The organism is Herbiconiux sp. L3-i23 (genome assembly GCF_023734115.1).
Classification (GTDB): Bacteria; Actinomycetota; Actinomycetes; order Actinomycetales; family Microbacteriaceae; genus Naasia.
Genome location: NZ_AP025737.1, coordinates 2,744,584 through 2,756,371, shown reverse-complemented (window position 1 = coordinate 2,756,371; position 11,788 = coordinate 2,744,584). Strand labels below are relative to the sequence as shown.

Below are 11,788 nucleotides of genomic sequence, written 5' to 3'. Positions count from 1 at the left end.
GGCGCGCTCGCAACAACACACCTCCCCCGCGCTGAAACGCGCGGTGGGCCCAGCTCGCCAGGGGAGGAAGTTCCCTGGGGTCAGAGTTTGCGGAGGAGCACGTCCTTGACGGCGTGATCGCTCGCCTTGCGGAGCACCAGCGTCGCCCGTGAACGCGTCGGCAGGATGTTCTCGACCAGATTCGGCTCGTTGATCTGCGTCCACAGCGAGCGGGCTCTGGCGCGGGCCTCGTCCTCGGTCAGCGACGCGTACCGGTGGAAGTAGGACTTCGGGTCGGTGAACGCGCCGCGCTGCAAGCGCAGGAAGCGCTCCTCGTACCAGCGGGCGATGTCCGAGGTGCGCGCGTCGACGTAGATGCCGAAGTCGAACAGGTCCGACAGGGCGAGACCCGACCTCGACGAGGGCGGCTGCAGCACCGTGAGGCCCTCGACGATGAGCACGTCGGGCTGGCGCACCACGATCTCGGCGCCGGGGACGATGTCGTAGTTCAGATGCGAGTAGAACGGCGCCCGCACCTCGTCGACGCCGCTCTTCACCCGGCTGACGAACCGCAGCAGCGACCGTCGGTCGTACGACTCCGGGAATCCCTTGCGCGCCATCAGCCCCCGACGCTCCAGCTCGGCGTTCGGGAAGAGGAAGCCGTCGGTCGTGACGAGCTCGACGCGCGGCGTGCCCTCCCACTTCGACAGCAGCTCCCGCAGCAGACGCGCGACGGTCGACTTGCCGACCGCGACGGATCCGGCGATGCCGATGACGAACGGCACCTTCGTGCCCGGGTCTCCGAGGAAGGCGCTGGTGCTGCGCTGCAGTGCGGCGGCGCCGGTGGCGTAGAGGTTCAGCAGGCGGCTGAGCGGGGTGTACACCTCGCGCACCTCGGCGGCGTCGAGCGGCTCCCCGAGGCCGCGGAGCCGGACGAGGTCCGCCTCGGTGAGCGGTAGCGTCGTGCTCGGCGCGAGTTCGGCCCAGCGGTCCCGACCGACTTCGCGGAACGGGGACGGTTGCGTGCTCACGGCCCCGGTGTCGGTCATCGCCCCCAGGCTAGTCCCTCGCGCGTCGCGACCACGCACGGGCGGGCGGCGCCCTCGGGTGAGCAGTCCCTCGCACTGGGGAGGGCCGTATCCCTGGTCGCCCATAGAATCGACCCCATGTGTGGAATCGTCGGATACGTCGGAAACAAGCCGAGCCTCGATGTGCTCATCGGGGGGCTCAAGCGCCTCGAATACCGCGGATACGACTCGGCAGGTGTGGCGGTCATCGCCCCCGACGGCTCCCTCAACACGCGCAAGCGGGCGGGCAAGCTCAACCGGCTGACGGACGACCTCGCCGCGGACGCGCTGCACGACGGCACGACGGGCATCGGCCACACCCGCTGGGCGACCCACGGCGGCCCGACCGACGGCAACGCCCACCCGCACCTCGGTGACGACGGCAAACTGGCGCTCATCCACAACGGCATCATCGAGAACTTCTCCGAGCTGAAGGCCGAGCTGCTCGCGCGCGGCCACGAGTTCACCAGCGAGACCGACACCGAGGTCGCCGCCCTGCTGCTCGGCGACGAGTACCGCCGCACCGGCAACCTCACCGTCGCGTTCCGCGACGTCGTCGCCCGCCTGCACGGCGCGTTCACGCTGCTCGCCGTGCACCAGGACGAGCCCGGCGTCGTCGTCGGCGCCCGCCGCAACTCGCCGCTCGTCATCGGCCTCGGGGAGGGGGAGAACTTCCTCGGCTCCGATGTCGCCGCGTTCGTCGAGCACACCCGCCGCGCGATGGAGATCGGGCAGGACCAGATCGTCACCATCCGTCCCGACTCGGTCACCGTCACCGACTTCGACGGGGAGCCGGTCGAGACCCGCGAGTTCGAGGTCGCGTGGGACGCGTCCGCCGCCGAGAAGGGCGGCTGGTCGAGCTTCATGGCGAAGGAGATCAGCGAGGAGCCCGACGCGATCGCGAACACCCTCCGCGGCCGCATCGGCGACGGCGTCACCGACCTCAGCGAGCTCGACTCGATCGCCGCCGCCCTGAAGGACGCGGATCGGGTGCTGATCCTCGCCTGCGGCACCGCGTACTACTCGGGCCTGCTCGGCAAGTACGCGATCGAGAAGTGGGCCGGCGTGCCCGCGGATGTGGAGCTCGCGCACGAGTTCCGCTATCGCGACCCGGTGCTCTCGCCCGGAACGCTCGTGATCTCGGTCAGCCAGTCGGGCGAGACCATGGACACGCTGATGGCGGTCAAGTACGCCAAGGAACGCGGCGCGACCACCCTCTCGATCTGCAACACGCAGGGCGCCACCATCGCCCGCGAGTCCTCGGCCGCGCTGTTCACCCACGCCGGCCCCGAGGTCGCGGTGGCGAGCACGAAGGCGTTCGTCGCCCAGGTCGTCGCCCTCTACCTCGTCGCCCTGCACCTCGCCGAGCTGCGCGGCAGCCGCAGCCCCGAGGAGATCGCCGACGACCTCGACCAGCTGCAGGCTCTGCCCGCGAAGCTGTCGAAGGTGCTCGAATCCGGCGAGCGCATCGCCGACCTCGCCCGCGGCATGTCCGACACCCGCTCGGTGCTGTTCCTCGGCCGCAACGTCGGCTACCCGATCGCGCTCGAGGGTGCGCTGAAGCTCAAGGAGATCGCGTACATCCACGCCGAGGGCTTCGCCGCCGGCGAGCTGAAGCATGGGCCCATCTCGCTCATCGAGCCGGGTCAGCGTGTCTTCGTCGTCGTGCCGAGCCCGCGTGACAGCAACTCGCTGCACCCGAAGGTGGTCTCGAACATCCAGGAGATCCGCGCCCGTGGCGCCCACGTCATCGCGATCGCCGAAGAGGGCGACGTCGCCGTGCTGCCGTTCGCCGACGACGTGCTGCGCATCCCCCTCGCGGGTCCGCTGTTCGAACCGCTGCTCGCGGTCGCGCCGCTGCAGATCTTCGCGATGGAGCTCGCCGCGGCCAAGGGCCTCGACGTCGACCAGCCGCGCAACCTGGCGAAGTCCGTGACGGTCGAGTAGCGACGTGATCATCGGAGTGGGCGTCGACATCGTCGACGTCGGACGCTTCGAGCGGTCGCTCGCGCGCACCCCGTCCCTCGCCGCCCGGCTCTTCGTCGACAGCGAGCTGGGCCGCCCTGTCGCGTCGCTGGCGGCGCGGTTCGCGGCGAAGGAGGCGCTGGTGAAGGCGGTCGGGGAGGCGACCGGGCTGTCCTGGCACGAGATCGTCGTCGAGTCGGACCTGCACCGCAATCCCTCGATCACGGTGAGCGGAGGCTCCGCCGACGCCATCGCCGCGCGCGGCATCACGTCGCTGCACCTGTCCCTGTCGCACGACGGCGGCATGGCCTGCGCGTTCCTCGTCGCCGAGGGGGAGCGCCCGTGAGCGGCATCCGCGAGGCGGTGATCGACGCGAGCGCGATCGCGCACAATGTCGCCGCCATCCGTGCCGCGGTCGGAACGGCGCACACCATGGCGGTCGTGAAGGCCGACGGGTACGGGCACGGTGCGGTCACCGCCGCGCGGGCCGCGCTCGCCGGGGGCGCCGACTGGCTCGGGGTCGCCGACATCGCCGAGGGCCTCGAGCTGCGGGCCGCCGGAATCGACGCGCCCATCCTCGCCTGGTTGCACGACCCTTTCGCCGACTTCGAACCGGCCGTCGCCGCGGGTCTCGACCTCGGCATCTCGACGCGGGAGCAACTGGAACGCATCGCCGCGTCGCCGTCCGGCGCCGCGTCGATCCAGCTGAAGGTCGAGACGGGACTCAACCGCAACGGCTTCGCCGAGTACGACTGGGACGAGGTGTTCGCCCGCGCCGCCCGGCTCCAGCGCGACGGTGCGCTGCGGGTCCGCGGCGTGTTCTCGCACCTCTCCAACGCCTCCGACGCCGACGACGCCCGCGCCGTGCAGGCGTTCGAGCGCGCACTCGCCGCCGCGCGCGGTGCGGGACTCGAGGTCCCATTGCGGCACCTGGCGAGCACCGCCGGAGCGCTGCGACGCCCCGACGCCCGCTTCGACCTGGTCCGCATCGGCATCGGCTGCTACGGGCTCTCCCCGTTCGGGGACGCGTCCGGCGCCGATCTCGGGCTGCGCCCCGCCATGACGCTGCGCAGCCGCGTCGCGCTCGTCCGCGAGGTCGAGCCCGGCGCGGGCGTCTCGTACGACCTCACCTGGCGCGCCGAGCAGCCCACGCGACTGGTGCTCGTCCCGCTGGGGTACGCCGACGGGATCCCCCGCGCCGCCTCCGGTCGGGGAGAGGTGTGGATCGGCGGACGCCGACACCCGGTGCGCGGGCGCATCGCGATGGACCAGTTCGTCGTCGACATCGGCGACGCCGAGGTCGCGGTCGGCGACCCGGTCGTCGTCTTCGGCGACCCCGCCGAGGGCTACCCGAGCGCCGACGACTGGGCCGCGTGGAGCGACAGCATCAACTACGAGGTCGTCACCCGCGTCGGTCCGCGGGTCGCCCGCAGATCATGAGCAGGGTCGGCTCATGAGAAGCGTCATCGAGGTCTCGACGCCGGACGACATGCACGAGATCGGGGTGCGGCTCGGCCGGATGCTGCGCGCCGGCGACCTGGTGCTGCTCACCGGGCCGCTCGGCGCGGGCAAGACCACCCTCACGCGCGGCATCGGCGAGGGCATGGGCGTGCGCGGTCCGGTGACGAGCCCCACCTTCGTGCTCGCGCGCACCCACCCCTCGCTCGTCGGGGGGCCCGCCCTCGTGCACGTCGACGCCTACCGGCTGGGCTCGGCGGTCGAGCTCGACGATCTCGACCTCGACTACGCCGGTTCGGTCGTCGTCGCCGAGTGGGCCGCAGACTACGCGCCCGATGATGCCGGCTCCGTCCTCGCGATCACCATCGAGCGTCCGCTGGGCGCCGGCTCCGCGGCCACCGGGGACGAGCGCGGCGCGGACGGCGGAGCGGACGACGACGCGGCCGACGAACCGGTCGAGACCCGCCTCCTGCGCATCGACGCCTCGGAGCCGCGGTGGAGTGCCGAGGAGATCGGCGCTCTACACTGATCCGGTGCTTCTCGCGATCGACAGTTCGGCCGGCACGAGTGTCGCCGTCGTCGACCACGAGTTCGGGATCCTCGCCGAGCGCACCGAACCCGACCCCATGCGCCACGCCGAGGTGGTCGGCGAACTGATCGCCGCCGTCCTCGCCGAATCGGGCGCGTCGCCCGCCGCGCTCTCGGCCGTGGCGATCGGCACCGGGCCCGGGCCGTTCACCGGCCTGCGGGTCGGGATGGCCGCCGGGCGCGCCTTCGCGTTCGGCGCCGGCACCCCGCTCATCGGCGTCGTCAGCCACGACGCCATCGCGGCGGCCCACTACTCCGCGGGCGGATGGGGCGACGTGCTCGTCGTCACCGACGCCCGCCGCCGCGAGCGCTACTGGTCGCGCTACGCCGGACTCGACGAGGCGGGACTGCCGCGACGCGTCGAGGGCCCCGCGCTGGCGCGACCGGACGACCTCCCCGCCGCCGCGCGCCGGATCGATGCGACCTCCGTCTCGGCGGCGAGTCTCGGTGTGCTCGCCGAGCGGCTCCGCCGATCGGGACGGGCGACCCCGGTCGAGCCGCTCTACCTGCGGTCACCCGATGTCACCCTCTCCGCACCGAAGCGGGTGTCATGACCTGGCAGCTGCGTCGCGCGGGGGAGGGCGACCTCGACGCGATCATGGCGATCGAGACGGCGACGTTCCCGACCGACGCCTGGTCGGAGACCCTCATGCGACAGGAACTCGCGGGAGCGCATTCGTACTACCTCGTCGCCGAGACGGTCGATGCGCCCCACGAGATCGTCGCGTACGCGGGCCTGATGGCGCCGCACGGCAGTGGCGACGCCGACGTGCAGACCCTTGCGGTGCGCGGCGATGTCCGCCGCGCCGGGCTCGGACGCACGCTGCTGCTGGCGCTCATCGCCGAAGCGGGGCGCAGGGGAGCGCAGCAGGTGTTCCTCGAGGTCCGCGCCGACAACCCTCCCGCTCGGGCCCTCTACGAGGCCAACGGCTTCGAGGCGATCGGCGTCCGCCCCCGGTACTACCAGCCCGACGGGGTCGACGCGGTCGTCATGCGCCGCGTCGCCACCGCGCCCCGCACCGCACCCGCAGGAGACGCGCATGAGTGAACCGCTCGTCCTCGGCATCGAGACCTCGTGCGACGAGACCGGTGTCGGCATCGTGCGCGGGCGGACCGTGCTCGCCAACCGCATCTCCTCCTCGATGGAGGAGCACGCGCGGTACGGCGGCGTCGTGCCCGAGGTCGCCGCCCGCGCCCACCTGGAGGCCATCGAACCCACCCTGCGCCTCGCCCTCGACGACGCAGGGGTCGGCCTCGACGAGCTCGACGCCCTCGCGGTGACCGCCGGGCCTGGTCTCTCCGGCGCCCTCATGGTCGGCATCGGCGCCGCGAAGGGGTTGGCGAACGCGACGGGGCTGCCGCTCTACGGCGTCAACCACCTGGTGGGCCACGTCGGGGCGGACAGCCTCCGCGCACCCGGCGAGGCTCCGAGCGAGGCCGTCGACGAGCCGACCATCGCGCTGCTCGTCTCGGGCGGGCACACCTCGCTGCTGCTCGTGCGCGACCTCATCGACGACGTCGAACTGCTCGGCGAGACCATCGACGACGCCGCGGGGGAAGCGTTCGACAAGGTCGCGCGCCTGCTCGGGCTGCCCTATCCCGGCGGACCCGAGATCGATCGCGCCGCCGCTCTCGGCGACCCGCGGGCGATCCGCTTCCCGCGCGGACTCACCAAGCCCGCCGATCTCGAGCGGCACCGCTACGACTTCTCCTTCTCGGGGCTGAAGACCGCCGTGGCCCGGTGGGTGGAGCGCACCGCCGATGAGGGGACGCCGGTCCCGGTCGCAGACGTCGCCGCGAGCTTCCGCGAGGCGGTCGCCGACGTCCTCCTCACCAAGGCGCTCGCCGCCTGCGCCGACACCGGCATCCCACGCCTCCTCCTCGGCGGTGGAGTCGTCGCCAACGCGCGCATCCGCGCGCTCGCCGAGGAGCGCTCCGCGGCGGCGGGGGTCGCGTTGCGCATCCCGCCGCTGCCGCTCTGCACCGACAACGGGGCGATGATCGCCGCCGTCGGGGCGCAGCTGGTCGAGGCGGGTCGCGTTCCGTCGGGGCCCGGTTTCGGCGCCGACTCGACGCTGCCCGTGACCGAGGTCCTCGTCGCCTGACCGCCGCCGCGCGCCCGGCACGCGCCCGTGGACCGGGGTTACTCCGCGCGTCTCGGACGTTGACAGGGCGCGGACGGGCTTGCCACGATTGCGGAGGCGGCCGTTCCTGGACGCCGCATATGACTCACGGAAGAAGGCCCATCCATGACCGATCCGGGTTACTCGGCGCAGCCGACCTCGTACAGCTCGGCCCCCGCCCCGGCACCCTGGAACGTGCTCAGCATCGTCGCCTTCGTGCTGTCGCTGCTCGGCTTCACCGTGGTCGCGATCATCCTCGGCCACATTGGACTGTCGCAGATCAAGAAGACCGGTCAGCAGGGCCGCGGCTTCGGTATCGCGGCGCTCATCATCGGATACGTGACCCTGGTCCTCGGCATCATCGCCGTCGCCATCATCGTGCCGCTCATCATCGCGAGCGCCCAGTACGCCCCGACGAGTTACTGAGCCCGACGCGCTACTTCAGAGACGCACTCCGAAGTGCTCACGCCATACTTGCTGTGAGCATCCGTTTCGAAAGGACGATCCGTGTCTGACCAGACCCCGCCTCCGCCGCCGCCGGAAGACCCGTACGCCGCGCCGAGCAGCCCGGCCTACTCGCAGCAGCCGTACGCCCAGCAGCCCTACTCGGGTACGCCGGCTGCGCCCGCCAAGACCCCGATCCTCAGCATCCTGTCGATGATCGGCGGCATCCTCGGTGTCGTCGGCGGGCTCGGCGTCTTCTGGATCCCGGTGGCCGGCCCCATCCTGCAGCTGTGGTTCCCGGCCGCCGCCGTTGTGCTCGGCTTCCTCGGCAAGCGCAAGGAACCGCAGGCCAAGGGCTTCTGGCTCACCGGCATCATCACCGGCTTCGTCGGACTCCTGCTGTTCCTGATCGGAATCCTGATCACCGTCTTCTTCTTCGTCACCATCTCGAGCTACGACGGCTCGTACAACTACGAGTATTGAGCGATCCCGCATCGCCAGACGGGGCGGCCGGTCAGCAGTGGCCGACCGCCCCGTCGGCGTTTCCCGCCCCGCCGCCGGACACCGAGGACTCCGCGAACGCGGATGAGGCCCCCGCGCTCGGCGCTGAACCGCCCGTCGTCGACCCGCCCGCCGCCCCGCCGAGGAAGCCCGCCGACCCGGTCGCGGTGCTCGCCCTCATCGCGGGTGTGCTGCTTCTCAGCGTCGCCGCCCTCGTGCTCGGCTACTGGGCGAACGCCCGCATCCGCCGGCGCGACTCGGGTGGGGCGCGGCTCGCTCGAGCGGCCGTCATCCTCGGATGGGCGGGACTCGCTGTCTCGGTCGTCTTCTGGATCCTCTACTTCGCGGTGCTCGCACCGGCGGTGACCCTGCCGGGCTGAGCCTCCGCAGCGGAACTCGCGCGCCGATAGCCGCCGGGCCGATAGCCTGGGCGCCGTCCGTGATGGCGCCGGTGGGAAGAACCGGTACGAAGGAGGAGACCCGATGTCCGGCACCGTTCCCGAAGGCCACGGCGCGCAGCCCGCACCGGCAGGGCAGGCCCAGACTCCGCCGCTCCAGTACCAGGCAGCACCGTCCCCGCAGCCGCAATATCAGGCTGCGCCGTACCCGCAGCCGCAGTATTCGCAGTACGGCCAGCCGCAGTACCAGCCGCCGCGCGGTCTCAGCATCGCGTCGATGGTGCTCGGCATCGTCGGGCTGGTCGCCGGCTGGTTCCTGCTCGGCGTTCCGTCGATCGTTGGAGTGATCCTCGGTCACATGGGTCTGCGCCGCGAACCGGCCGGGCGTCCGTTCGCCGTGACGGGACTCGTCACCGGGTACATCGGAATCGCCTTCGGTGTGATCGGCGCCATCGTTCTGGTCGCCTCCTTCGTGATCCCGTTCCTCATCCTCGGCGGGGTCGCCGCGGGGAGCGCGACCTACTGAGCGGGTGCCGGTTGCAGCCGGTCGGCGAGGATCGCGACCCGGCGCTCGCCGACCCGGGTGAGGATCAGGACCGCCTTCTCGGGGCCGCGGAGACCGAGCCGCTTGCGGAACTGGGCCGGATCGATGTCGACTCCGCGCTTCTTGATCTCGAGGGTGCCGATCTCGAGGCGGCGCAGCTCCCGCGCGATGCTGCGCTCGTCGATCGGCCAGACCTCGCGCACGGCGAAGCTGGCGGCGAGCGGGTCGGGACTCGGCCGGTCGCCGGTGAGATAGGCGATCTCGGGATGCACCCGCCCGGCGTCCAGTCGACGCGCGAGATCGCCGATCAGACGTGCGCGGATCACCGATCCGGCGGGTTCGTGCAGGTAGGCGCCGAGAGGGACCGTGTCGGGGTCCTCGCTGTCGGCGGGGGCGACCAGCTCGATCGACTCGCCGTTCGCGATCACCAGCGCGGATCGGCCGATGCCCGGTCGGGCCGCGCCACCCAGCCAGACCACGAGCTCAGCGGTGTCGCCGTCGACCGTGATCCATTGCGCCTCGCTGATGGGCGGGATGAGGTCGCGGTCCATGCCGGGCCCGAGCTTCACGCCAACCGGCAGGCGGTCGCCGAGCTGGAAGGCGAAGTCGAGCGACGGCGACCAGTCGGTGGGCTTCAGGCGGGTACTCGAGGAGTGGCCCGCGGAGCGGCGGGCAGGGTCGAGGAAGACGGCGTCCACCGCGTCGAGATCGGTGCTCTCCGCGCTCTCGCACCGGACCTCCGCGTTCGGGAACGGGGCGAGGTTGTACGCGGCGAACGCGGCCGTCACCTCGTCGCGGTCGACAGCGGTCACCGCGAGGTCGAGCGCGGCGAGTGCCATCGCGTCGCCGCCGATACCGCACCCGAGGTCCGCGACCCGCTGCGCGCCGATCGAGCGGAACCGGCCCGCGTGCAGCGCCGCCAACTGCAGACGGGTGGCCTGCTCGAGCCCCGCCTCGGTGAACAGCATCCGGGTTGCGAACGGCCCGAACTTCGCGGCGGCGCGCTCGCGCAGTCGCGCCTGGGTGAGCACGGCCGCGACGAGCGCGGGAGAGTGCCCCGCCTTGCGCAGTCGCGCGCTCTCGCGCAACACGTCCGCGCCGGAACGGTACGGCCCGACCTGGTCGAGCAGTCGCAACCCGTCGGTGGAGAGCAGTTCACGCGCTTCGTCGGCCAGCATCCCGACAACACTAATCAGGCTCCCGTGCGCTGGCACTCGCATTGCATGAGTGCCAGCGCGCGTTCTAGACTCGTCGTTGGCACTCCGCACTGGCGTGTGCCAACCACCTAGCTTCCGGTCAAGAAAGAAGAGGTCACCCGTGTCGGTTTCCATCAAGCCGCTCGAAGATCGCATCGTCATCAAGCAGGTCGAAGCCGAGCAGACCACTGCCTCGGGCCTCGTGATCCCCGACACCGCCAAGGAGAAGCCCCAGGAGGGCGAGGTCGTGGCGGTCGGCCCCGGTCGCATCGACGACAACGGCAACCGCGTCCCGCTCGACGTCGCCGTCGGCGACCGCGTGATCTACTCCAAGTACGGTGGCACCGAGGTCAAGTTCGGCGGAGACGACTTCCTCGTCCTGTCGGCCCGCGACGTGCTCGCGGTCGTCGTCCGCTGACGCACCGATCAGGTCTGATCGACCGAAGGCCCGCACGCTCCGGCGTGCGGGCCTTCGCCGTTCCCGGGAGAGCGTCGCCGACGCCCTAGGATCGGGTCGGTGAGCAGTGCGCCGACCCCGTCCGTCAAGGCGCACCCCTCGCGCACCGCGGGCCTTCTCGCCGCCTTCGGCGCCCACTCCCTCTGGGGTCTCTTCCCCCTCTACTTCCTCGCACTGACTCCGGCCGGGCCGTTCGAGATCGTCGGATGGCGGGTGCTCTTCGCACTCGCCTTCTGCGTCATCCTGCTCACCGTCACCCGGTCGTGGTCGCGGTTGATCGCGATCGTGCGCCGCCCCCGCACCGTGCTGATCATGGGTGCCGCGGGCGTGCTCATCTTCTTCAACTGGCTGATCTACCTCTACGCGACCCTCACCGGGCAGGTCGTCGAAGCATCGCTCGGCTACTTCATCAACCCCATCGTGACGGTGTTCCTCGGGGTGGTCGTGCTGCGCGAACGGCTGCGGCCCCTGCAATGGGTCGCCGTCGGGATCAGCGTCGTCGCGGTCCTCGTCCTCGCCATCGGGCACGGCACCGTGCCGTGGATCGCGTTGGCTCTCGCCTTCACGTTCGGCCTGTACGGCCTCGTCAAGAACCGGGTCGGCGGCACCGTCGACGCCGTCAGCGGGCTGACGCTCGAGACGGCGTGGGTGTCGCCGCTCGCCGCGGTGGTGCTCGCCATCGTGGCGAGCACGAGCGGCCTGGTGTTCGGCAGCGCCGGGGCGTTCAACACGGTGGCGATCCTGGCGGCCGGCGCGGTGACGGCGGTGCCGCTCCTGCTCTTCGCGAGCGCCGCGTCGCGGCTGCCGCTCACCTACATGGGCCTCGTGCAGTACGTCACCCCCGTCCTGCAGTTCCTCATCGGCACGCTCCTCCTCGGAGAGGACATGCCGCCCGAGCGGCTGTTCGGCTTCGCGCTCGTGTGGGTCGCCCTCATCCTGCTCTCGACCGACGCGATCACCGCGGGCCGCCGCGCACGCCGCCCGCCCACCGAACCCACGCCCTGATCCGCGGCCGTGCGACGCGCCGCCGCGGTGCCCTGCGAGCGGGAGGTGCGCCGCTACGGTCAT

15 protein-coding genes are annotated in these 11,788 nt (G+C 71.6%); 13 read left to right on the top strand and 2 right to left on the bottom strand.

What is annotated here, in order from left to right; genetic code table 11:
• Positions 1 to 80: 80 nt before the first annotated feature.
• The gene (coaA, locus tag NGH83_RS13150; RefSeq protein ID WP_251856706.1) at positions 81 to 1,028 is read right to left on the bottom strand and encodes a type I pantothenate kinase; all 948 of its coding nucleotides are present in this window, start codon (positions 1,026 to 1,028) and stop codon (positions 81 to 83) included.
• 117 nt (positions 1,029 to 1,145) lie between these two features.
• On the opposite strand from coaA, the gene glmS reads away from it, so the two are divergent.
• The 11 genes from glmS (at position 1,146) to NGH83_RS13095 (ending at position 9,049) form a co-directional block, all read left to right on the top strand.
• Entirely contained in the window at positions 1,146 to 2,993 is a 1,848-nt protein-coding gene (gene glmS / locus NGH83_RS13145; RefSeq protein WP_251856705.1) for a glutamine--fructose-6-phosphate transaminase (isomerizing), read from the top strand.
• Between the two features lie 4 nt (positions 2,994 to 2,997).
• On the top strand, positions 2,998 to 3,357 hold the full coding sequence (locus NGH83_RS13140; protein WP_251856704.1) for a holo-ACP synthase: 360 nt from the start codon (positions 2,998 to 3,000) through the stop codon (positions 3,355 to 3,357).
• Positions 3,354 to 4,451, top strand: a complete 1,098-nt coding sequence (alr, locus tag NGH83_RS13135) for an alanine racemase (protein ID WP_251856703.1) — start codon at positions 3,354 to 3,356, stop codon at positions 4,449 to 4,451. The genes NGH83_RS13140 and alr overlap by 4 nt, the downstream gene beginning before the upstream one ends.
• A gap of 13 nt (positions 4,452 to 4,464) precedes the next feature.
• Positions 4,465 to 4,998 (top strand): tRNA (adenosine(37)-N6)-threonylcarbamoyltransferase complex ATPase subunit type 1 TsaE, encoded by a 534-nt coding sequence (gene tsaE / locus NGH83_RS13130; RefSeq protein ID WP_251856702.1) that lies wholly within the window; start codon positions 4,465 to 4,467, stop codon positions 4,996 to 4,998.
• Between the two features lie 4 nt (positions 4,999 to 5,002).
• A complete protein-coding gene (gene tsaB / locus NGH83_RS13125) occupies positions 5,003 to 5,611 on the top strand; it encodes a tRNA (adenosine(37)-N6)-threonylcarbamoyltransferase complex dimerization subunit type 1 TsaB (protein WP_251856701.1) in 609 nt (202 codons plus the stop codon).
• Positions 5,608 to 6,105: a ribosomal protein S18-alanine N-acetyltransferase gene (gene rimI / locus NGH83_RS13120; RefSeq protein ID WP_251856700.1), complete on the top strand. Its 498-nt coding sequence runs from the start codon at positions 5,608 to 5,610 to the stop codon at positions 6,103 to 6,105. Before tsaB ends, rimI begins: the two co-directional genes overlap by 4 nt.
• Positions 6,098 to 7,162: a tRNA (adenosine(37)-N6)-threonylcarbamoyltransferase complex transferase subunit TsaD gene (gene tsaD, locus NGH83_RS13115; RefSeq protein ID WP_251856699.1), complete on the top strand. Its 1,065-nt coding sequence runs from the start codon at positions 6,098 to 6,100 to the stop codon at positions 7,160 to 7,162. The genes rimI and tsaD overlap by 8 nt, the downstream gene beginning before the upstream one ends.
• Positions 7,163 to 7,306: 144 nt before the next feature.
• The gene (locus tag NGH83_RS13110) at positions 7,307 to 7,606 is read left to right on the top strand and encodes a DUF4190 domain-containing protein (RefSeq protein ID WP_251856698.1); all 300 of its coding nucleotides are present in this window, start codon (positions 7,307 to 7,309) and stop codon (positions 7,604 to 7,606) included.
• A gap of 81 nt (positions 7,607 to 7,687) precedes the next feature.
• Positions 7,688 to 8,107, top strand: a complete 420-nt coding sequence (locus NGH83_RS13105; protein WP_251856697.1) for a DUF4190 domain-containing protein — start codon at positions 7,688 to 7,690, stop codon at positions 8,105 to 8,107.
• Positions 8,104 to 8,505 carry a DUF4190 domain-containing protein gene (locus NGH83_RS13100; RefSeq protein ID WP_251856696.1) on the top strand — a complete coding sequence of 134 codons (402 nt, stop codon included), beginning with the start codon at positions 8,104 to 8,106 and terminating at the stop codon, positions 8,503 to 8,505. Before NGH83_RS13105 ends, NGH83_RS13100 begins: the two co-directional genes overlap by 4 nt.
• Before the next feature lie 103 nt (positions 8,506 to 8,608).
• A complete protein-coding gene (locus NGH83_RS13095) occupies positions 8,609 to 9,049 on the top strand; it encodes a DUF4190 domain-containing protein (protein WP_251856695.1) in 441 nt (146 codons plus the stop codon).
• Here NGH83_RS13095 and NGH83_RS13090 read toward each other — a convergent pair.
• On the bottom strand, positions 9,043 to 10,245 hold the full coding sequence (locus NGH83_RS13090) for a class I SAM-dependent methyltransferase (protein WP_251856694.1): 1,203 nt from the start codon (positions 10,243 to 10,245) through the stop codon (positions 9,043 to 9,045). The genes NGH83_RS13095 and NGH83_RS13090 overlap by 7 nt on opposite strands.
• Before the next feature lie 139 nt (positions 10,246 to 10,384).
• On the opposite strand from NGH83_RS13090, the gene groES reads away from it, so the two are divergent.
• Positions 10,385 to 10,681, top strand: coding sequence for a co-chaperone GroES (groES, locus tag NGH83_RS13085; RefSeq protein ID WP_251856693.1), 297 nt, complete (start codon positions 10,385 to 10,387; stop codon positions 10,679 to 10,681).
• A 99-nt stretch (positions 10,682 to 10,780) separates the two neighbouring features.
• Complete coding sequence (gene rarD, locus NGH83_RS13080; protein ID WP_251856692.1) at positions 10,781 to 11,725, top strand: EamA family transporter RarD; 945 nt, start codon at positions 10,781 to 10,783, stop codon at positions 11,723 to 11,725.
• Positions 11,726 to 11,788: the final 63 nt, after the last annotated feature.